General features: G+C 52.3%; 19 protein-coding genes. 7 read left to right on the top strand and 12 right to left on the bottom strand.

The annotated features are described in order from the left end of the window. Positions 1–23 precede the first annotated feature (23 nt). The 4 genes from FBY13_RS00100 (at position 24) to pdeR (ending at position 6,641) form a co-directional block, all read left to right on the top strand. Positions 24–1,958, top strand: a complete 1,935-nt coding sequence (locus FBY13_RS00100; RefSeq protein WP_096010537.1) for an exoribonuclease II — start codon at positions 24–26, stop codon at positions 1,956–1,958. A 191-nt stretch (positions 1,959–2,149) separates the two neighbouring features. Then, complete coding sequence (locus tag FBY13_RS00095) at positions 2,150–4,216, top strand: carbon starvation CstA family protein (RefSeq protein ID WP_096010536.1); 2,067 nt, start codon at positions 2,150–2,152, stop codon at positions 4,214–4,216. Beyond that, complete coding sequence (locus FBY13_RS00090; protein WP_063879756.1) at positions 4,209–4,499, top strand: YbdD/YjiX family protein; 291 nt, start codon at positions 4,209–4,211, stop codon at positions 4,497–4,499. Before FBY13_RS00095 ends, FBY13_RS00090 begins: the two co-directional genes overlap by 8 nt. A 156-nt stretch (positions 4,500–4,655) precedes the next feature. Continuing rightward, positions 4,656–6,641, top strand: coding sequence for a cyclic di-GMP phosphodiesterase (pdeR, locus tag FBY13_RS00085; RefSeq protein WP_063879757.1), 1,986 nt, complete (start codon positions 4,656–4,658; stop codon positions 6,639–6,641). A gap of 4 nt (positions 6,642–6,645) precedes the next feature. Here pdeR and FBY13_RS00080 read toward each other — a convergent pair whose 3' ends face one another. Then, positions 6,646–7,512, bottom strand: a complete 867-nt coding sequence (locus tag FBY13_RS00080; RefSeq protein ID WP_063879758.1) for a crotonase/enoyl-CoA hydratase family protein — start codon at positions 7,510–7,512, stop codon at positions 6,646–6,648. Positions 7,513–7,783: 271 nt separating this feature from the next. Continuing rightward, positions 7,784–8,482, bottom strand: a complete 699-nt coding sequence (gene araD, locus FBY13_RS00075) for an L-ribulose-5-phosphate 4-epimerase (protein WP_096010534.1) — start codon at positions 8,480–8,482, stop codon at positions 7,784–7,786. Between the two features lie 346 nt (positions 8,483–8,828). Between araD and osmB the strand changes: the two genes are divergently transcribed. After that, positions 8,829–9,044, top strand: coding sequence for an osmotically-inducible lipoprotein OsmB (gene osmB / locus FBY13_RS00065; RefSeq protein WP_063879760.1), 216 nt, complete (start codon positions 8,829–8,831; stop codon positions 9,042–9,044). Positions 9,045–9,123: 79 nt separating this feature from the next. On the opposite strand, the gene yciH is transcribed toward osmB, so the two are convergent. The 5 genes from yciH to pgpB form a co-directional block, all read right to left on the bottom strand. Beyond that, complete coding sequence (gene yciH / locus FBY13_RS00060) at positions 9,124–9,447, bottom strand: stress response translation initiation inhibitor YciH (protein WP_096010533.1); 324 nt, start codon at positions 9,445–9,447, stop codon at positions 9,124–9,126. Then, complete coding sequence (gene pyrF, locus FBY13_RS00055) at positions 9,444–10,157, bottom strand: orotidine-5'-phosphate decarboxylase (RefSeq protein WP_145393168.1); 714 nt, start codon at positions 10,155–10,157, stop codon at positions 9,444–9,446. The genes yciH and pyrF overlap by 4 nt, the downstream gene beginning before the upstream one ends. Positions 10,158–10,347: 190 nt before the next feature. After that, complete coding sequence (gene lapB, locus FBY13_RS00050) at positions 10,348–11,517, bottom strand: lipopolysaccharide assembly protein LapB (RefSeq protein ID WP_063879763.1); 1,170 nt, start codon at positions 11,515–11,517, stop codon at positions 10,348–10,350. A gap of 6 nt (positions 11,518–11,523) precedes the next feature. After that, positions 11,524–11,835 carry a LapA family protein gene (locus FBY13_RS00045; protein ID WP_063879764.1) on the bottom strand — a complete coding sequence of 104 codons (312 nt, stop codon included), beginning with the start codon at positions 11,833–11,835 and terminating at the stop codon, positions 11,524–11,526. 129 nt (positions 11,836–11,964) lie between these two features. After that, positions 11,965–12,735 carry a phosphatidylglycerophosphatase B gene (gene pgpB / locus FBY13_RS00040; protein WP_145393167.1) on the bottom strand — a complete coding sequence of 257 codons (771 nt, stop codon included), beginning with the start codon at positions 12,733–12,735 and terminating at the stop codon, positions 11,965–11,967. A gap of 228 nt (positions 12,736–12,963) precedes the next feature. On the opposite strand from pgpB, the gene ribA reads away from it, so the two are divergent. Continuing rightward, positions 12,964–13,557: a GTP cyclohydrolase II gene (ribA, locus tag FBY13_RS00035; protein WP_063879766.1), complete on the top strand. Its 594-nt coding sequence runs from the start codon at positions 12,964–12,966 to the stop codon at positions 13,555–13,557. Positions 13,558–13,588: 31 nt separating this feature from the next. On the opposite strand, the gene acnA is transcribed toward ribA, so the two are convergent. The 5 genes from acnA to topA all read right to left on the bottom strand — a co-directional run bounded on the left by acnA (position 13,589) and on the right by topA (position 21,273). Further along, a complete protein-coding gene (gene acnA / locus FBY13_RS00030) occupies positions 13,589–16,270 on the bottom strand; it encodes an aconitate hydratase AcnA (protein WP_096010530.1) in 2,682 nt (893 codons plus the stop codon). Positions 16,271–16,673: 403 nt separating this feature from the next. Continuing rightward, complete coding sequence (locus FBY13_RS00025; RefSeq protein ID WP_074181022.1) at positions 16,674–16,853, bottom strand: hypothetical protein; 180 nt, start codon at positions 16,851–16,853, stop codon at positions 16,674–16,676. A 3-nt stretch (positions 16,854–16,856) separates the two neighbouring features. Continuing rightward, positions 16,857–17,015 (bottom strand): YmiA family putative membrane protein, encoded by a 159-nt coding sequence (locus tag FBY13_RS00020; protein WP_074181023.1) that lies wholly within the window; start codon positions 17,013–17,015, stop codon positions 16,857–16,859. A gap of 494 nt (positions 17,016–17,509) precedes the next feature. After that, positions 17,510–18,484, bottom strand: coding sequence for an HTH-type transcriptional regulator CysB (gene cysB, locus FBY13_RS00015; protein WP_063879768.1), 975 nt, complete (start codon positions 18,482–18,484; stop codon positions 17,510–17,512). Between the two features lie 191 nt (positions 18,485–18,675). Then, positions 18,676–21,273 (bottom strand): type I DNA topoisomerase, encoded by a 2,598-nt coding sequence (gene topA, locus FBY13_RS00010; RefSeq protein ID WP_063879769.1) that lies wholly within the window; start codon positions 21,271–21,273, stop codon positions 18,676–18,678. Between the two features lie 369 nt (positions 21,274–21,642). Between topA and FBY13_RS00005 the strand changes: the two genes are divergently transcribed. Continuing rightward, positions 21,643–21,891, top strand: coding sequence for a YciN family protein (locus FBY13_RS00005; RefSeq protein WP_096010528.1), 249 nt, complete (start codon positions 21,643–21,645; stop codon positions 21,889–21,891). Positions 21,892–22,094: the final 203 nt, after the last annotated feature.

The raw sequence follows: 22,094 nt of genomic DNA, 5'->3' as shown, positions 1-22,094 counted from the left end.
TTAGGCCACGAAACGTAAAAATCATGTTCCAGGATAATCCGCTGCTTGCGCAGCTTAAAGAGAAGCTTCATTCGCAAACGCCGCGTGCAGAAGGCGTTGTAAAAGGCACCGAAAAGGGATTCGGCTTTCTGGAAGTCGATGCACAAAAAAGTTATTTCATCCCGCCGCCGCAGATGAAAAAAGTGATGCATGGCGACCGCATTGTTGCCGTCATCCACAGCGATAAAGATCGTGAAAGCGCAGAGCCAGAAACGTTGGTTGAGCCTTTTCTGGGCCGCTTTGTTGGCCGCGTGCAGAAAAAAGACGACCGTCTTTCTATCGTGCCCGATCATCCGCTGCTGAAAGAGGCCATTCAGTGTCGTCCGGTGCGCGGACTGACCCATGATTTCCAGAATGGCGACTGGGCCGTCGCTGAAATGCGTCGTCATCCGTTGAAAGGCGACCGTGGCTTTTATGCCGAACTCACCGAATTCATTGTCAAAGCCGACGACCACCTCGCCCCATGGTGGGTGACACTGTCACGTCATAATCTGGAGCGTGAAGCGCCAGAAATCGGCTTTGGCGACATGCTGGACGAGAACCTGACGCGTGAAGATCTGACCGCTCTGGATTTCGTGACTATCGACAGCGCCAGCACTGAAGATATGGACGATGCGCTGTATGCCGAAGCACTGGACGATGGCGCACTGCGTCTGACCATCGCCATTGCCGATCCCACTGCCTATGTCGCAGAAGGTAGCGAGCTGGATAAGCTGGCGGCGCAACGTGCGTTCACGAACTATCTGCCGGGCTTTAATATCCCGATGCTGCCCCGCGAGCTGTCAGACGATGTCTGCTCGCTGCGCCCTGACGTGCGTCGTCCGGTTCTGGCGTGCCGCGTGACGGTTGCTCAGGATGGTAGCCTGGCTGACGATGTTCAGTTCTTTGCAGCCTGGATCGAGTCAAAAGCCAAACTGGTTTACGACGAGGTTTCCGACTGGCTGGAAAACAGTGGCGAATGGCAACCGCAAAACGAGGCTATCGCTAACCAGATCCGCCTGCTGCATCGCTTGTGTCAGTCCCGTGCTGAATGGCGTCAAAACCATGCGCTGGTGTTTAAAGATCGTCCTGACTACCGTTTTCTGCTGGGCGAAAAAGGGGAAGTGCTGGAAATCATCGCCGAACCGCGTCGTATTGCGAACCGGATTGTTGAGGAAGCCATGATCCTGGCAAACATCTGTGCCGCCAATGTGCTGCGCGAAAAGCTGGGTTTTGGTATCTACAACGTTCACGCGGGTTTCGATACGGCGAATGCCGAGCAGGCCGCCGCTGTGCTGGCGACTCACGGCATTACCGCCGATCCGCAGGCTATCACCACGCTGGAGGGGTTCCGCGTACTGCGCCGTGAACTGGATGCACAGCCTACTCAGTTCCTCGACAGCCGTATTCGTCGTTTCCAGACCTATGCGGAGATCACCACCGAACCGGGCCCGCACTTTGGCCTGGGGCTGGACGCTTACGCCACCTGGACCTCCCCAATCCGTAAGTTTGGCGACATGATCAACCATCGTCTGCTGAAGGCCATCGTGCGCGGTGAGCAAATCGGTCGTCCGGATGATGCGCTGACGGTCACCATGAGTGAACGTCGTCGTCTTAACCGCATGGCGGAGCGTGACGTGGGCGACTGGCTCTATGCCCGTTACCTGTCGCCCTTTGCGGCTACGGATCGTAAGTTCAGCGCGGAAATCATCGATGTTTCTCGTGGTGGCATGCGCGTCCGCCTGCTGGAAAATGGTGCCGTGGCGTTCATTCCAGCGCCGTTCCTGCATGCCGTGCGTGACGAACTGGTTTGCAGCCAGGAAAGCGGTACAGTACAGATTAAAGGTGATGTGGTTTACCGCGTATCCGACGTGATTGACGTGACCATTGCTGAAGTCCGCATGGAAACGCGCAGCGTCGTTGCACGCCCCGCAGCCTGAGACTAAACCGGTGGGACAGCCTTGTCTGTCCCGCCGACACATTCCACCTCGCCTTCCCTCTGCATGTGCGTGCTAAATTTGCTCCGCGCTTCACAGTTTTATCTTTATTAACTTCCACTTACATTCCATTACATTAACGTTAGCTCGTTGTCTTCGATCGCCTTCCATTCGGTCTCTACAAGGAGTGAGTTATGAAGAACGTCAAAAACGGCGTGCTTTGGTTAGCAGTGGCGTTAATTGGCGCGGGTGCGTTCGCGATGCTGGCGCTTAACCGCGGCGAGCACGTCAACGCAGTCTGGCTGGTGGTTGCCGCAGTTGCCTTTTACAGCATCGCTTATCGTTTTTACAGCCTGTTTATCGCCCGCAATATTTTTGAACTGGACGACCGCCGTCTGACGCCAGCTGAGCGCCTCAGCGATGGTCTTGACTATGTTCCCACCAATAAGTGGGTGCTGTTTGGTCACCACTTTGCGGCTATCGCCGGTGCTGGCCCGCTGGTCGGCCCGATTCTGGCGGCACAGATGGGTTTTCTGCCTGGCACTATCTGGATCCTGATCGGGGTGATGATGGCGGGCGCCGTTCAGGATTTCCTGATTCTGTTTATCTCTACGCGACGTGATGGCCGTTCGTTAGGCGAAATGGCGCGTCAGGAGCTGGGCGCTTTTGCCGGTGTGATTACTATGCTGGGTGCGCTGGGCGTGATGATCATTATTCTCTCTGCGCTGGCGCTGGTGGTGGTGAAAGCCCTGGCGAACAGTCCGTGGGGACTGTTTACCATCGCGGCGACCATTCCGATTGCGCTGTTTATGGGCATCTATATGCGCTTTCTGCGCCCGGGAAAAATCGCCGAAGTCTCGTTGATCGGCTTTGTGCTGATGATGGCGGCCATTATTTACGGTGGTGATGTCGCACAGCATCCTTACTGGGGCCCGTTCTTCACGCTGAAAGGCACCTCGCTGACCTGGGTGCTGGTCATCTATGGTTTTATCGCCTCGGTGCTACCGGTCTGGCTGCTGCTGGCCCCGAGGGATTACCTTTCCACCTTTCTGAAAATCGGCGTCATTGTCGGGCTGGCTGTGGGCATCGTCTTTGCCATGCCAGAAATGAAAATGCCTGCCGTAACCCGATTTATTGACGGCTCGGGGCCGGTCTTCTCTGGCGCCCTGTTCCCGTTCCTGTTTATCACCATTGCCTGTGGCGCTATCTCCGGCTTCCATGCGCTGGTATCCAGCGGAACCACACCTAAGCTGATTGAGCGCGAAAGCCATATTCGCTTTATTGGTTACGGTGCCATGCTGATGGAGTCGTTCGTGGCCATCATGGCGCTGATTTGCGCCTCGGTACTGGACCCGGGTGTGTACTTTGCGATGAACTCGCCCGCGGCACTGATTGGTACTACGGTAGAAAATGCCTCTCAGGTCATCAATGGCTGGGGATTTGTGGTCACGCCTGAGATGTTAAGCGGTATCGCCCGGGATGTGGGCGAAGCCTCCATCCTGTCACGTGCCGGGGGTGCGCCGACTTTTGCAGTCGGTATGGCACACATCATTACTGAGGTGTTTAACAGCCGCGCCATGATGGCCTTCTGGTACCACTTCGCCATCTTATTTGAAGCCCTGTTTATTTTGACCGCCGTGGATGCCGGTACCCGCGCCTGCCGCTTTATGGTGCAGGATCTGGTTGGCACGGTCGTGCCGTCTATGGCGAACAACCGTTCATGGCTGGGCAATATGTCAGGGACCACCGTCGCCGTCGCCGGCTGGGGTTTCTTCGTTTATCAGGGCGTTATCGATCCACTGGGCGGTATCAACACCTTGTGGCCACTGTTTGGGATTGGTAACCAGATGCTGGCCTCTATGGCGCTAATCCTGGGCACGGTGGTGCTGTTCAAGATGAAGAAGCAGCGCTATGCATGGGTGACGATTCTGCCCACCATCTGGCTGTTTATTACCTCGATGACGGCGGGATGGCAGAAGATTTTTCACGAAAAACCGTCAATTGGTTTTCTTGCTCAAGCCAATAAATTCCGAAAAGGTCTGGATGAAGGCGTTATCATCGCACCAGCTAAAACCGTGGCCGATATGCAAACCATCGTATTCAGTAACCAGATTAATGCTGCCCTGTGCGGATTCTTTATGCTGGTCGCCGTCACGATGCTGATTGCCGCCTTCTTTGTGATTCGCCGTGCGCTAAGCAGCAACGTGCCTACCACGCATGAGTCAGATGTGGAATTACGTAAGGAGGTGCGCCATGTATGACAGCATCCATCGCGTAGCGCGGCCTCAGGGGAGCTGGCATATTATGCGTTGCGATTTACTTTCCACTCCTGTTCGCACCGGCTTTCGCTGGCGCGCACTGTGGCAGGGACTTCAGCAAAGTTTTCGTTTGATGGTTGGCGTGCAGGATTATCAAAAATACCTACAGCACATGCGGCGGCGGCATCCTGAAATGACACCGATGAGCGAGCGGGAGTTTCATCGTTATTGTCTGGATGCCCGCTTTCCCAGTCAGGCCGGAAAGCTGGGTAAATGTCCGTGCTGAACATAAACTGAGCCCCGCTTCGGCGGGGTTTTTTATGCCCGTTTTTTCTGGAAAGTAAAATAAATACAGTTTCATCTTGTGCTGGCATCAGTTGATGAATACTGTTGCTAAAATAACGAGATAACGCCAGCAATGTACTTCCTGGAGGGAGTGACCATGACCGATGAACAAGGGCAATCATTGTTGTATACCTTGTTTGGTACAACCAGCCCTCATTGGCGATTAAACGCGGACAGTGATGCGCTGCTATTTGCCTTAGATGAATCATCGAACACCAGCGTGGCTGTTCCCCTGACGCCGGGTCAATGCAGTTTGCTTCGCGCGATGCCGGTTATCACTTCCAGTATAAATCTGACGTTAACAATACACGGCGAGCAGGTCGCCATGCATTTTGTTGGTCGCAGGATCAATAAATCCGTCTGGGCCGGTACCGCGTCGGCATGGGGTGATACCTCGGCCGTGGCTCGCGACCTGACGCTGGGTCTGTCTTTTGCTGAACAGGTCGTTTCGGAAGCCAATTCCGTCATTGTGATCCTAGACCAGCGCGGCAACATTCAACGCTTTAACCGACTCAGTGAAGAGTACACCGGCCTGTATGAACAGGACGTGATCGGTCGGAATGTTTTTCAGCTGTTTATGACCAAACAGGAAGCCGCCGCCTCACGTCGTAACATTGCGGGTTTCTTCCGCGACGGTAACTCCTACGAAGTCGAACGCTGGATCAAAACGATGAAGGGACAGCGACTGTTTCTGTTTCGTAATAAGTTTGTTCACAGCGGCAGCGGTAAAAATGAAATTTTCCTCATCTGTTCAGGAACGGATATCACGGAAGAACGCCGCGCGCAGGAACGACTGCGCGTTATGGCCAATACCGATGGTATTACTGGCCTGCCCAATCGTCATGCGATTCATCAGCAGATTAGCCAGGCGCTGGAGCGTGCAGAAGGCAGCGAAACCGGCGTGGTCTATCTGGATTTAGATAACTTTAAGAAAGTTAATGATGCCTACGGTCATATGTTTGGCGATCAGCTGTTACAGGCCGTTTCTCTGGCTATCCTGAGCTGTCTGAGCAAAAACCAGACACTCGGACGGCTGGGCGGTGATGAATTTGTCGTGCTGGCGGAACACACCAGCCAGGCGGCGCTGGAGGCGATGGCCACGCGTATTCTCGATCGCCTGCGTCAGCCGTTTCGCATTGGTCTGATCGAAGTTTACAGCGGCTGTTCAGTCGGCATCGCCCTTGCCCCGCTGCATGGGGAAGACCGTGAATGTCTGATTCGTAACGCCGATACGGCGATGTATCACGCCAAAGAGAATAACCGCGGTCGATATTGTGTTTTTGCTGAAGAGATGAACCGGCGGGTTTTTGAATACCTTTGGCTCGATACCAATTTGCGTAAAGCGCTGGAGCAGGACCATTTATTAGTGCATTACCAGCCTAAAGTCGATTCTGACGGTAAAGTACGCAGTGCGGAAGCGCTGGTACGCTGGAATTCGCCAGAGCGCGGGCTGGTATCACCCGGCGAATTTATCCCCTATGCGGAAGAGTCCGGCCTGATCGTGCCGCTTGGTCGCTGGGTCATGCTCAATGTGTTGAAGCAGATTCTTGCCTGGCGGCAGCAGAATATTCACCTGCGCGTCGCGGTGAACGTCTCGGCGCGTCAGTTGCTCGATCAATCGATCTACAGTGACCTGAAGCAAGCCCTGACGGATGCGGGTTTGACCGAGTCCCCAGTAGATATTGAACTGACGGAAAGCTGCCTGATAGAGAATGAAGCCGAAGCGTTGAAGCTGATGCGTAAATTCCAGGAACTGGGCGCGCAGATTCACCTTGATGACTTTGGCACCGGCTACTCCTCCCTGTCGCAGCTGGCGCGCGTGCCCATTAATGCCATTAAGCTGGATCAAAGCTTTATCCGAAATGTGAACAAACGGCCGGTATCGCAGTCTCTCGTCAGGGCCATTGTCGCGGTGGCGAAAGCGCTGGATTTGCAGGTGATTGCCGAAGGCATTGAAACTGTCGATGAAGAAGAGTTTGTCGTGAAAAGCGGCGTCGATGGGCGACAAGGCTATTTTTACGCAAAACCAATGCCCGCAGAACAGTTTGGGCACTGGCTGGCTCAGCATCCTGCCCGCGTATAGATCGCTAACCCGCTTTACGCAGTGATGCGCTGTGGCGGTTTTGTAACTGTACTAAACGTTCCATATAGGCAATATCTTTCGCTTCGAGCGTAAATGCGTAATCTACCCAGTCCTCGGTAATATCCATTAATTCAGCGCGTGACAGCTGTAATACCCGCTGGCGCGCCTTTAACATGGCACGTACGCCATTGAGTTTTGGCCGCAATGTATCGATAAACGTGCGGGTAGCCCGGTAACTGTCGCCCGGTTGAAATACCTTATCCACTAAGCCGCGCGTTTCGTACCATTCAGCACTGTGGGACTCACCTTCCATGATCAGCTCTTCAGCCAGTTTCATGCCCGAACGCCGCGCCACTAACGAGTAGCCCCCCATTCCCGGAAACAGGTTAAAGGCGATTTCAGGAAAGCCCATCCGGGCATTGTTCTGGGCCAGGATAAAGTGATGCGCCAGCGCGGCTTCAAAACCGCCGCCAAGGGCGCTGCCTTCAATCATCGCGAGCGTAACCGCGCCGGTATCAAATCCGCGGGCGGCCGAGTGGATGCAGTCAACACAAGCCCGTGCATAGGCACGCAAAGCTTCACGGCGGTTGTTGCGAATACATTCCACAAAAAAGCGCAGATCGCCACCGGCATTGAACATTTGTGGTACTAACGAGCCGGTTACCCAGAAATCGATAGGTAAGCCCGAACGCTGAGCGGTATAACTCAGGTTCATGATTTCTTCGATCAATTCATGATTAAAACTGGGGCGTGGTTGGGCGCGCAACATCATCCACATGGTGCGACGTCCTTCCTCGTAATAGGCAACTAACTGCGTAGTGTGTCCGGCTTCGGAAAACAGTCTGCATGTGGGTTGGTTAATCACGGTCATTGTCTCATCCTCTGTTATTTTGATGCGCTAATTGCGCCACATCAGCCTAATCCAGAGTGAGGCCAGACCAAATGAGAGATTGATTTACAACATAAATTCCAGAGTGATCCCCGATGCATTCGGTTTAAATGATTAGTATGCTTTCTTGATAAAGTCAGGCTAAATCACAGAAAGACGCGAACCTATAACGGGTATTGATGAGACTGAAAACCGCATAACATGCCGTCAGCAATAAACGGGTCGGGACGCAGACAAGGCTGCGCCCCCATAATTATTTCTGGCCGTACCAGGCATTTTCACCGTGCTTACGCAGATAATGCAGATCAAGCAGGGTTTGCTGAATAGGCGGAAGACCGGCAGTGAGTTGCTGGCTAAACAATCCCATGTAGGCCACCTCTTCCAGCACCACCGCACTGTGCACCGCCGCATGTGCGTCTTTGCCCCAGGCAAAAGGACCATGCGAGTTTACCAGCACCGCTGGGATGGCGGTCGGGGAAAGCCCGCGTTGTGCGAAGGTTTCAATAATCACCTCACCTGTATTCCACTCATACTGGTTCTTGATCTCTTCGTCACGCATTGCTCGCGTGCAGGGAATTTCACCGTAGAAATCATCCGCGTGCGTGGTGCCCCAGGCAGGAATCGGGCGGCCTGCCTGTGCCCAGATGGTGGCGTGGCGGGAATGTGTATGGACAATTCCGCCAACCTCGGGCCAGGCCAGATATAGCGCCCGATGCGTTGCGGTGTCGGATGAAGGGCGTTTCTCACCTTCAACCACCTCACCGGTTGCCAGACTCACCACTACCATGTCTTCAACTTTCATCACATCGTAGCTGACGCCGGAAGGTTTAATCACTAACAGGCCTTGCTCACGGTCAATGGCGCTGACGTTTCCCCATGTAAAGGTGACAAGGTTATATTTGGGGAGATCCAGGTTAGCTTCCAGAACCTGTTGTTTAAGATGTTCCAGCATTTTTTTCTCCTGCTGAGAAGGGTCTTAATATTCTGCTGAGCAGGCAGGAAAAGCGTTATGGAGCAAATGGCTAAAAAGCAGCGGAAAATGGCTGTGAATGAAAAATTGTGCTGCGAATTAAGAATTATCTATCTTCGGAAATTCTTCAAAATGAATAGAATTCTGTCAGGCATCCGACAGGTCCATCTGTTGATGATGCTTTTCAGCCGCTACAAACAGATCGTCCATGGTGTCTGGCGTTTTTATACCAAAAGGGATGCGGTAATAATGCGACACAGGCGGCCTGAAAAAATTTCACAGCTATACTTACTGTGTTGCCTCTGCATACACAATAAAGGAGAAGTTTATGACAATTACAATGAAAAAAATGACCGCTGTTGTATTAGCAACCACGCTGGTTATGGCGTTAAGTGGCTGTTCAAACTGGTCTAAGCGTGACCGTAACACCGCAATCGGTGCAGGTGCCGGTGCAATTGGGGGTTCTGTATTAACCAACGGCAGCGCGCTGGGCACCGTCGGCGGTGCAGCAGTGGGTGGTATCATCGGTCATCAGGTTCACTAAGAACCGCATTACAATAAATAATAACGGCTACGCAGCGCATCTACATAACAAGCCGGGCTACTCTGTAGCCCGGTTTTTTTTATCCACCCGCCAGTTTGACCTTCATCCCTTTGGCTTCCAGCAGGCTTTTTAATAAATCACGTTTGTCGCCCTGAATTTCAATCACACCCTCTTTTACCGCGCCGCCGCAACCGCATTTTTTCTTCAGTTCAGCGGCCAGCTGATTCAACGCTGATTCATCCAGATCCACGCCGGTAATAAGGCAAACGCCCTTGCCTTTTCGTCCGCTGGTTTGGCGCTGGATACGGACAATTCCGTCGCCTTTAGGACGTTCTGCCTTTGGCTCGGACTGAGTAAGGCGACCTGCGTCCGTAGAATAGACTAAAGGGTTATCACGGCTCATTTTACCGTCTCCAAATCCTGCAGTAGCGACTTAAGCGTCGCTGCGGGGTCCGCAGACTGAGTAACAGGACGTCCTATTACCATATAATCCACGCCAGCAAGCCGGGCCTGTTGCGGCGTCATGACGCGACGTTGATCCCCTGCGTCACTACCCAGGGGCCTGATTCCTGGCGTAACCAGCGTGAAATCATGACCGATGACCTGTTTGAACCGCGCGGCTTCCTGTGCCGAACAGACCACGCCATCAAGTCCGCATTCGTGCGTCAGTTTTGCCAGTCGCTCAGCCTGCTCTGCGGGTGACACGGTGATCCCAAGGCCCAATAAGTCATCGGCATCCATGCTGGTCAGGACGGTAACGGCAATCAGCAAAGGCGCCTGCTGACCAAATGGCAGCAGCGCTTCACGGGCGGCATTCATCATACGTGCCCCGCCGCTCGCGTGAACGTTCACCATCCAGACACCGAGATCGGCGGCGGCGGCAACCGCCCGAGCGGTAGTATTGGGGATATCGTGAAATTTCAGGTCGAGAAAGATGTCGAATCCACGCTGCTGCAGGGTTTTCACAAGTTGCGGGCCAAACAAGGTGAACATTTCTTTGCCCACCTTCAGGCGGCAACTGCCCGGCTCTATCTGATCGACAAAGTGCAGCGCGCTATTCATATCGTGGTAATCAAGCGCCACTACCACCGGCGAAGTCTGGGATAAGGCCATGCTATTTCCTCTGCAGTAGGCACCTGCTGGCGCGTTAGACAAACGGCACGCATTCTACCTGCCTGCTTTTCGCATCACAATCCCTGTTGTTGTGCTAAGCGATATGCGCACGGAGCTGGACTGTTATTTTGAATAAACGCCGATAGCATGTTGTAACTAAAAAGCAGCGACCGACGCCAGCGCTTCGGGGTTATTGTCCATCGAGTCCGCGAATCGGTTTAACGGATGACCAGGTCCGGCATGAAGGACAGTGCCAGTAAAGCGCATGCGCCGTGAAGCCACATTTGTGGCAGCGATAGCGTGGCTTGGTGCGGATTTGTTCGCCAACCAGATCGCGCAGCACCATCAGGCTTTCTTTTGCACGCCCATCTTCTGCCTCGTGCAGGTGAAACTCCATCAGGCGATGAAAGACGCGCATATTGGGGTGACGTTGTAACTGATGATTAATGTAGTTTTGCGCGGCTTCGGCGCCCTGCTGCCGCTCCAGAATCTCTGAAAGATAAAGCTCCGCTGCAGCACCTGTATTCTCGTCAACACAACGCTTAAGGAATTCTGCCCAGGCATCAGGCTGGTTGAGGCGCTGAAAACACGTCTCCAGCATTGGAAGCGTTTCACTGACCAGCTCTTTATCCTGATCCAGAACGCGCTGCAAATGCTCGACGGCTTTTGCGTACTCCCCTTTTTCCATCAGGATGCGGCCCATCATAATAGAGACGCGGGCGCTCTGCCGATCGGCCGACTCCCCCTTTTTCAGCAGCGTCATGGCTCTGTCGAGGTCGTCGCTGCTCATCGCCTGCAGGGCGAGTTCACAATAAAAGTGGGCAATCTCACCTTTCTGCCGGTCTTTACCCAGCTTTACCAACCGCTCGGCGACGTCAATAGCCTGCTGCCAGTCGCTGGTCGCCTGATGGATAAGCAGAAGTTGTTGCAGTGCGCCAATACGAAAATCCGTCTCATCCGTCAGCTGTTTGAACATGTCTTCGGCACGGTCGTAAAGGCCTGCCGCCATGTAGTCCCGCCCCAGTTGCTGAATCGCTAACAGGCGCTGTTCGTAGCTCAGTGACGCGCTTTCCATTAAGGACTGATGGATGCGGATAGCGCGATCGACCTCGCCCCGGGAACGGAACAAATTGCCAAGCGTAAGGTGGGCTTCAACGGTGCCGCTGTCTTCCTTGAGCATATCAAGGAACAGATCGACCGCTTTATCTTGTTGATTGGAGAGTAAGAAGTTTACCCCCGCCACGTAATCACGCGACAGGCGGTTTGATTCCTGTTGCTTGTCCTGCTGCGCACTGCGTCTGCCCATGTACCATCCATAGGCAGCGGCGACAGGAAGTAACAGAAACAGCAGCTCTAACATGGAGGCTTATTCCTGCACAGCCGGCGGCAGCGGTTTACCACTTGTGCCTGGCGTGCTCTGATCGACCTGCGCCTGCAGACGCTTAATTTTACGTTGCGCATTAGCAAGAGAGACGCGAATACGCAACCAGAAGAGCCCACAGATAACCCATCCCAGCAAAAAGCCAACACCAAAAAGGGTTGCCAGTAAGGTGGAGATACGGAAGTCGCCCTGCGCCAGCAGATAGTTAAAGGTGATAACCTGGTCGTTGTGCGCGCCAAGGGTCACGGAAATGATAAAAATGACCAAAACCACTAAAAAAATCAGCAAATATTTCACAGTGCATCCCGTTGTGAGGTAGTCGAAAAGAATTATGCCAAAATTACGGCAAAAATACTGCTCCTGGCAGCATCAGATGACGCGCTTTTGCTCAATCTCAAGATAAAGATATGGTGCTGAATGTTGCAATTACAATCCTTGCTCCCGTTCAGCGACCTCTTGCTGTTCTTCTGGCGGCAAGCTCAGTGGGCCACAGAAGCGTTGGGCGAGCCAGGTCGCCAGGACAACAAACAGCCAGGAAATGAAAGTGGCAACAGCCAGATCGCGCGGCCAGTGCATGCCCAGCAGCAAGCGACTGCCCATTACGGCCACGGCCCAGACGCCGACAAGCACGATGGTTTTATAATGCCGACGCGGCCATAACAAACCGATGACCAGCAAGGCCCAACTGGCGGCAAACATGGTATGTCCGGATGGGAAAGCAAAACCCGTTTCAAACGCCCAGTGTTTTTTCAGCCAGCCGGGAATGTGCGACTCATCCGCGATCAGCTCAGTGACGCGCTGGCCACGTTGCTCGCGGCTCAACTGGTAAAAGGTCTTATCATCCAGCCCGTGGGTTTTCTCCAGCCAGACAACATAAGGGCGCGGTTCCTGCACCTGCTCTTTGATAAAGGATTTCGTGTACTGGCCAGCTAAAATCGTAGCGTTCATGATCAACAGCAGCAGCAGCAGCAGCGCCGGTTTAAGCCTGAAACGCAGGCACCACATCACCCAGGCACTTAACACCAGGCTGGTCAGCATGCCCCAGGGCCGCGTGACCGTTTCCGTCATCCAGAACAAGATCTTAAGAAACGTATTACTTTCGCCAGGCTGCCACTGCCAACCGGACAAGCCGACCGCAACAGGCATAATGAGCAGCAGCACCATTCCTGCCAGCGTACGTTGAAAGATGTTAACCATCCCTTTTCCTTTCTCCTGGTGAAAACCTATAACAAAAGCATAACTTTAGCTTAAAAAAGAATAACATAACCTTTTCAGATTAGATAATCGTGCTTTATCACAACAATCGTTTACACAGATTAACAGCCTGCCTCGCGGTTGTGGCACAATATTCCTCGTTTGTCAGGCCGCATCGGCCTGTGCACTATTATGATGATAGTGCATCCTTTGAGGGTTCTGGAGAGTCACATGCAGCTTAAACGGGTGGCAGAAGCCAAACTGCCAACGCCATGGGGAGATTTCCTGATGGTAGGTTTTGAAGAACTGGCAACCGGTCATGACCACGTTGCTCTGGTCTTTGGCGATATTAATGATAATCAACCAGTGCTGGCTCGCGTCCATTCCGAGTGTCTGACTGGCGATGCGCTGTTCAGTTTGCGTTGCGATTGTGGCTTCCAACTTGAAGCTGCGCTGAATGCCATTGCGGAAGAAGGCCGTGGTGCACTGCTTTATCACCGCCAGGAAGGTCGCAATATTGGCCTGCTGAATAAAATTCGTGCCTATGCTTTACAGGATAAGGGATACGACACCGTTGAAGCCAATCATCAGTTGGGTTTTGCCGCTGACGAGCGTGACTTCACCCTGTGCGCGGATATGTTCAAGTTACTCGGCGTGAATGAAGTTCGTCTGCTGACTAACAATCCGCGCAAAGTCGAGATTCTCAGCGAAGCCGGGATTAACATTGTTGAGCGCGTGCCGCTGGTTGTGGGGCGCAATCCTGAAAATGCGCACTATCTTGATACAAAAGCAGAAAAAATGGGCCATCTGTTGCCTAAGTCCTGAATGAAACAGCCGGGTCGCCCCGGCTGTCTTATTAGTTAAGCATGTTGCGAATGACGTAGTGCAGGATGCCATCGTTGCGGTAATAGGTTAGCTCATTACCGGTATCAATCCGGCAGCGCGTGTCCAGCGTCTCTTTACTGCCATCAGCTCGCGTTAACGTAACCGAAACGGTACATCCCGGCTTAAGCTGAGACAGATTTTCAACGTCCACCGACTCATCCCCCTTCAGACCCAGGGTTTTACGCGTGACACCCTGTGGAAATTCCAGCGGTAAAATGCCCATACCAATCAGGTTGGAACGGTGAATACGCTCAAAAGATTCGGCGATAACCACGCGAACGCCTTGCAGACGCGGCCCTTTCGCGGCCCAGTCGCGGCTGGAACCCGACCCGTACTCTTTCCCCGCAATCACTGCCAAAGGTACGCCCTCAGCCTGATATTTCATCGCAGCATCGTAAATGGCCAGTTGTTCACCGCTGGGATAGTGTTTGGTATAGCCGCCTTCAACGCCGGGCACCATTTCATTTCGAATACGGATGTTGGCAAACGTACCGCGCATCATCACTTCGTGGTTGCCGCGACGTGAACCATAGGAGTTAAAATCATTGCGCTCAACGCCATGCGACAGCAGATAACGACCCGCCGGACTTTCGGCTTTAATGCTACCGGCAGGCGAAATGTGGTCGGTGGTAACCGAGTCGCCAAGGATCGCCAGCAGGCGCGCGCCATGAATATCTTTAACCGGTTTAGGTTCCTTCTCCATGTCATCAAAGAAAGGTGACAGACGAATATAGGTGGAACCTTCATCCCAGTCATAGGTTGCCGCTTCACTCACCTTGATTGCCTGCCACTCTGGCGTGCCGTCAAAGACCTCCGCGTACTCCTTATGATACATATCGCTGGTCACCTGCTGTACGGCGGTCGCAATCTCTTCAGGTGACGGCCAGATATCTTTCAGGAAGACTGGCTTGCCATCACGATCCTGTCCAAGCGGTTCGGTTTGCAGGTTGATCTTCATATTACCTGCCAGCGCATAGGCGACCACCAGCGGTGGAGAGGCCAGCCAGTTGGTTTTAATCAACGGATGAATTCGCCCTTCAAAGTTGCGGTTGCCCGACAGCACCGCCCCCACCGTCAGGTCGCCTTCTTTAATCGCAGACTCAATTTCATCCGGCAACGGACCCGAGTTACCAATACAGGTGGTACAGCCGTAGCCCACCAGGTTGAAACCCAGTTTATCAAGGTGCGGGGTCAGCTGCGCGACGGCCAGATAGTCGGACACCACTTTGGAGCCCGGTGCCAGGGACGCTTTCACCCACGGCTGACGTTTTAAACCACGCTCTACCGCTTTTTTCGCCAGTAAGCCTGCGGCCATCAGGACGCTGGGGTTAGAGGTATTGGTACAGGAGGTGATCGCCGCAATAGCTACCGCGCCATCGGTCAGCGTATGCGTCAGCCCGGTTGCGCTGTCGGTGTACTCAACCTGCTTATGTGGTTTTTGTGCGTGATTGACTTCAAGTTCATTACTGGCGTCAAAAGCGGCAGGCACATCGCCCAGCGACACACGATCCTGTGGGCGCTTAGGACCGGCAAGGCTTGACTCTACCTCATTCATATCCAGCGCAAGGCTGCTGGTGAAAATAGGCTCGTCGCCAGCGTTGCGCCACAGGCCCTGACGTTTAGCATAGTGTTCAACTAACGCCACCTGCTCCGCATCGCGGCCGGTTAACGTCATATAGCTCAGCGTCACTTCATCAACCGGGAAGAATCCGCAGGTCGCGCCGTATTCTGGTGCCATGTTAGCAATGGTCGCGCGGTCCGCCAGCGGCAGGTCAGCCAGACCATCGCCATAGAACTCGACGAACTTGCCGACGACGCCATGTTTACGCAACATTTGCGTAACGGTCAGCACCAGGTCGGTCGCGGTAATTCCGGCGCGCAGTTTACCGGTGAGTTTGAAACCGACCACGTCGGGAATCAGCATGGAGACGGGCTGCCCCAGCATGGCGGCTTCGGCCTCTATCCCGCCCACGCCCCATCCCAGTACGCCAAGGGCATTAATCATCGTGGTATGAGAATCGGTGCCGACTAACGTATCGGGCCAGGCATAGTTTTCGCCGTTAATTTTTTGTTGCCAGATAGCTTTACCCAGGTATTCCAGATTCACCTGGTGACAGATACCGGTACCTGGTGGTACGACCCGAAACTGGTCAAAGGCCTTTTGGCCCCAGCGCAGAAAAACGTAACGTTCGTGGTTGCGTTCCATTTCCAGGCGCACGTTCTCTTCAAAAGCCTCATCGTCGCCAAAATGGTCCACTGTTACCGAGTGGTCGATAACCAGATCGACAGGTGAAAGTGGATTTACTTTCGCCACATCACCACCGAGGCGATTAACCGCTTCGCGCATAGCGGCAAGATCGACCACCGCCGGCACACCTGTGAAGTCCTGCATTAATACACGTGCCGGACGGTAGGCAATCTCACGATCGGCATGGGCTGTTTTCTGCCAGTCGACGAGAGCCTGAATATCCTCTGCCGTAACAGAGTCGCCATCCTGCCAACGTAACAAGTTTTCGAGCAGGACTTTCATGGACTTGGGCAAGCGGTCAATGTTGCCCAGATGTTGTGATGCGCGAGGTAGACTGAAGATGTGATAGTTTTGATTATCTACCTGCAGTGTTTCCTGACTCTGCTCGCGTAGTGTTAACGACATAGCTCCTCCTTTATAATCATGGTCTTTAAACCTCAGAGACAACAAGGTTTAGTATAAAGATAGACCACTTTTCTGTTAACGTTTTGATTACAACACCAATTGCTACAATCTGACGCAAACAAAAATGCCTCGTAAAATTACGAGGCATTTTTTATAAACCGGAATCGTTATATTACAGGGCAGCCCAAAACGCGGTCATCCACACGGTAAAGGAGAAAGCATAGGCACTGAACCAGGTCATTTTAATCATATTCATAAGATTACTCCTGCGCCGAATGGGCAATAAAAAGCCGTACAACCATCCTTTTTAAGGGATGTCATCTTTTATACTGCGTGTGAAAAGGGCTTAATTAAGCAGCCTGAATGACAGAAGATGTGTCTAAAAGAAAAGAGCGATGTTTAATTATTTTGCTTTCGGGTCCAGAAAAGACTCGATGAAATTACGTTGATGATCGTTTAAATCCCAGTTCTCGGGGATAGACACTTTTTCCGCCTTTGCAACCGGCTCTTTTGCTTTGTAGCCAGAGAGACGGTGCTGACGAGTGGTGGTCGTGTGCTTATGGCAGAGTGCGTTTGCCCACATGGCTTAACCCCAAATGCGCCAAATCATTAATGCTACAACAACCCAGAACAGCGCTGAGGCAGCGAATACAGTCAACCAGGCGTTGCGACGAGTGTTACCTGAGCGCTTAACCTTGGTGCTTTTAACCGGGAAACCCGGGTCTACAGTCAGTCTCGTAGTCATAGTTTTTGATAATCACTCTCAACAAAACGATTGATAACATCGATTAAGATTTAGGAAGAATCCTAAACCCGTTAAGGCCAAAAATCCAGTAATTTTTATTGCACAAAACGATTAACGCAATTTATCAAAACGGTTAAAATTACTTAAGTAACGATTAATTACTTATTATTAATAAACCTGAATCGCGGTCACAAAAATTTGAGTTAATTTAACTTTAGATCCAGCCATAACTAAACTCCTCTTTCTGCAGCCCCTGAATAAACGCTTTACCGTCAAGGCTTAACTGGAGTATGGGAATTATCCTGGCGAGTCGCAAAGATATCACGTCAAAAATGTGTCGTAATTCGCATTTAAGATACAGCAAACTTTAAACATGTGATCGACACAGCATTAACAAAAAAATAATAAAACTTTTCAACCTAAGCATGGCGCTAACGTTCAAACAAAAAAAAGCTGCACTAAGCAGCCTGAGACTAATGGATTGCACCTACCAGTTACTTAAACGGCAGCTTTATATCCTTAAACATGGCTTCAATATCGTCGTTAGAACGCAGCGCCACCGCCGTATCCACCACATCGCGCGTCAGATGCGGCGCAAAGCGCTGGATAAAGTCATACATGTAGCTACGCAGGAAGGTGCTGCGGCGAAATCCAATCTTGGTAGTGCTGTTGATGAAGATTTCAGAGGCTTCAATTCTGACCAGATCAGGATCAGCGACAGGGTCCACTGCCATACTGGCGATAACGCCGACTCCTAATCCCAGCCGGACGTAAGTTTTTATCACGTCCGCATCTGTCGCGGTAAAGACGATACGCGGCGTCAGGCCCGCGCGCATAAAGGCGGTATCCAGCTCTGAGCGTCCGGTAAAACCAAAGGTGTAAGTGACCAGCGGAAAATCGGCCAGCTCCTCAATGGTCACCTGCCCTTTGCCTGCCAGGGGATGATCGGGCGTGACGACAATAGCCCGGTTCCAGTGATAGCACGGCAGCATGATCAAGTCGTCGTACAGGTGCAGCGCTTCTGTGGCAATCGCAAAATCGGCATTACCCTTTGAAACTGCCTCGGCAATTTGCGTCGGTGATCCCTGATGCATATGCAGTGAGACGCGCGGATAGCGCTCGATAAACCCTTTAATCACGCCGGGCAGTGCATAACGTGCCTGCGTATGGGTGGTTGCCACATACAGCGAGCCTTTATCGGGCCAGGTATGTTCACCGGCCACGGACTTAATCGCATCGACTTTAGAGAGCACTTCACGGGCGATACGAATTATTTCTTCACCCGCCGGCGTCACCTGGGTGAGATGCTTACCGCTGCGGGCAAAAATTTGTACGCCAAGTTCATCTTCCAGCATACGCACCTGTTTACTGATCCCAGGCTGCGAGGTGTAGAGACCTTCTGCTGTCGACGAGACATTAAGATTGTGGTTAACGACTTCTACGATGTAGCGCAACTGCTGTAATTTCATATCTGTTTTTATCCTGGTCGGTTACAGAGTCGCATCCCCGGCTGACGTACTGTCGCCCAGGCGGGTGAAGTATGGCTGAGCAGTAAGAAGGGATCGGAAATGCTATAACCACTATAGCATTTTAAGTACCACTGTAGAACGGATTGATATAAGGCAAGAAAAAGGCCAGCGGGCGCTGGCCTTTAGGGGAATTACTTTTTCGCTTCCTGCCACTTACCGTCAATATAGAACGCTGACCATCCTGTGGCTTTGCCTTCTTTTTCGGAAGCAACATACTGCTGTTTGGTTTTGCGGCTAAAACGGACCAGGGTTTTATTCCCTTCCGGATCGGTCGCTGGCGCCTCAGCAAGGTATTTCAATTTCTCAGGCAGACGATCGTGGAAACGTTGCAGTTCCTCAACCAAGGGTGCCCGGGTTTCGCGTGATTTTGGAAACGTGTTGGCGGCCAGGAAAACACCTGCAGCACCATCACGCAACACGAAATAGGCATCCGACTTCTCGCACGGCAGTTCAGGCAAGGGTACCGGATCTTCTTTCGGCGGCGCGACGTCACCATTGCGTAATATCTTGCGCGTGTTTTTGCACTCATCATTGGTACAAGCCATGTATTTACCAAAACGCCCCATCTTCAGGTGCATTTCAGAACCACACTTTTCACACTCAACAATGGGACCGTCATAACCTTTGATTCGGAACTCGCCCTCTTCGATTTCATAGCCATCGCATTCAGGGTTGTTACCACAAACGTGCAGTTTGCGTCCGTTATCAATCAGGTAGCTGTCCATGGCCGTACCGCATTTCTCGCAACGGCGACGTGCGCGTAACGCATTGGTTTCAGCATCATCGCCTTCCAGAATATTCAGGACTTCATTTTCAGGAATCAGATTGATGGTTTGCTTACAGCGCTCTTTCGGCGGCAGTGCATAACCTGAGCAACCAAGGAAAACCCCGGTGCTGGCAGTGCGAATGCCCATTTTGCGGCCACAGGTTGGGCAGTCGATGGTCGTTAATACCATCTGGTTAGGCTGCATCCCACCTTCTTCGGGATCTTTTTCCGCCTGTTCCAGCTGCTGACTGAAGTCAGAGAAGAAGCGATCGAGCACCGCTTTCCATTCCGCCTGATTGTTAGCGACCTCATCGAGGCTGCTTTCCATATGCGCGGTAAAATCGTAATTCATCAGCTCGCGGAAGTTTTCTTCCAGACGATCGGTGACGATTTCACCCATTTTCTCAGCATAAAAACGGCGATTCTCAGACCTGACATAGCCGCGATCCTGAATGGTGGAGATAATGGCAGCATAGGTTGACGGACGACCAATACCGCGCTTTTCCAGTTCACGCACCAGGGAAGCTTCACTGAAGCGCGCCGGTGGTTTGGTAAAGTGCTGGCTTGGCAACAACGCCTGCAGACTCAGTTCATCACCCACGTTAACCGGCGGTAATGTGCGATCTTCATCGTTCTTACGCAGTGCCGGCATAACTTTGGTCCAGCCATCGAAACGCAGCGTACGCCCTTTCGCTTTCAGTTTGTAATCGCCCGCGGCTACCGTCAGCGTGGTCGAATCATACTGTGCAGGCGTCATCTGGCAGGCAACAAACTGACGCCAGATGAGCTGATACAGCTTCTGTGCATCCGCTTCCATGTCTTTAAGTTGATCGGCCACAACCTCTACATCAGAAGGACGAATCGCTTCGTGCGCTTCCTGTGAATTCTCTTTACTGGCAAAGGTATTGGCATTGTCGGGCAGATATTTTTTACCGAAATTGCCGTCGATATAGCCGCGAACCATGGAAACCGCATCCTGACTCAGGTTGGTCGAGTCAGTACGCATATAGGTAATGTGGCCCGCTTCATAAAGTCGCTGTGCCATCATCATGGTTTTTTTTACGCCGAAGCCCAGGCGCGTACTGGCGGCCTGCTGCAGCGTGGAGGTGATAAAAGGTGCACCAGGCTTGCTGCTGGTTGGCTTATCTTCACGATCGGTAACCTCAAAACGCGCTTTTTCAAGCAGCGCCAGTGCGGCATGTGTCTGTTCGTGATTGACCGGACGGAAGGGTTTATCACCCGCGTGGGTGACCTCCATCGCCAGGTCGTCGCCCTTCGGTGTGGTCAGGTTGGCGTTGAGTTCCCAGTACTCTTCAGGAACGAAGGCTTTGATCTCGCGCTCGCGCTCGACCACTAATCGCACGGCAACCGACTGAACGCGACCGGCCGATAAGCCACGGGCGACTTTTTTCCACAACAAAGGGGAAACCATATAACCCACAACACGGTCCATAAAGCGACGGGCCTGTTGCGCATTCACACGGTCAATATTCAGCTCGCCCGGCGTTTCAAAGGCCTGACGAATCGCGTTTTTGGTGATCTCATTAAACACCACGCGGCTAAAGCGTTTGTCATCGCCACCGATCACTTCCCGCAGGTGCCAGGCAATAGCTTCCCCTTCGCGGTCAAGGTCCGTTGCGAGATAGATGTGGTCAGCGTTCTCGGCTAAAGCCTTTAGTTCAGCAACCACTTTCTCTTTATTTGGCAGAATCTGATAGTCCGCTTCCCAGCCGTGATAGGGATCGACGCCCATACGACTGACCAGTGCGGCCTTCTCGTCCTTCTTTACTTTTTTGACTTTTTTATCTGTCGAGGTTTCAGCACTTTTTTTGGCGGTTGAACCACTGGTCGGCAGATCCCGGATATGGCCCACGCTGGATTTCACCACGTAGCCACTGCCGAGGTATTTATTGATTGTTTTGGCCTTTGCCGGGGACTCAACAATAACGAGTGCTTTACCCATATTTACCTTTACCTAATGAATACGTCCTGCTCTACGGGAGAGGATTGGATGCCCAAAAACCCATGAGGTTCACTTTTGCTACGCCTGTTTTTCATTTCAGGTCGTGGGGCTCAATCTCTGGTCAGTGAAAACAGCTCATGCAACGTTATGATAAAAATCGCTTTTTCTCCCTGACTTAATCGCACTTCCCGGTGCAATATCCCTGGAATCTGAAACGCCCACACTGTACCTGATAAAATCTGTTACGCAACTTAATTAGCATCTGCTGTGAGTAAAGCCGCTTTTTTACCCCTCACGGCGGTTTGTCGAACAACGCGGTACGCAAGTAATATAGAAAGAATTAACAGACTGTCAAAAAGGAGCCGACACATGCACAATCAGACCCAGGGTATTTCATCTCAGGCACTACTGGAGATCGCCAATAGGCTGCTTGTACAACATGATGATTATCTCGCCGACATCAAAGCCGATGCGGTCAGTCAACAGGGTGATGTCCTCGTTTTCCGTGGCCCCTATTTTTTGGATGCGCAAGGACTGCCAACGGCAAAAACCACTGCCGTCTTTAATCTTTTTAAACACCTCGCGGTTGAACTGTCGCCCCGCTACCACCTGATATAAAAAAACCCGGCCTTGGCCTAATGCCGATCATTTAAGGATCGGTTGACCGATCCAGTGGCAGGTGTAAAAAGGGTTCATGTTCATCATGGACCCTTTTTTATGGAACTCTCACAGGCTCTGGGCATCATTCATACCACCTCTCCCGAACGCGCCCGCTCGCTCTCTGATCTTATTCCCGCTGAGCTTATTCAGCAGGCCCTGAC

This window comes from Pantoea sp. SJZ147, assembly GCF_007828605.1.
Lineage (GTDB): Bacteria > Pseudomonadota > Gammaproteobacteria > Enterobacterales > Enterobacteriaceae > Pantoea > Pantoea allii.
This window is presented reverse-complemented; position numbering and strand designations above follow the sequence as displayed.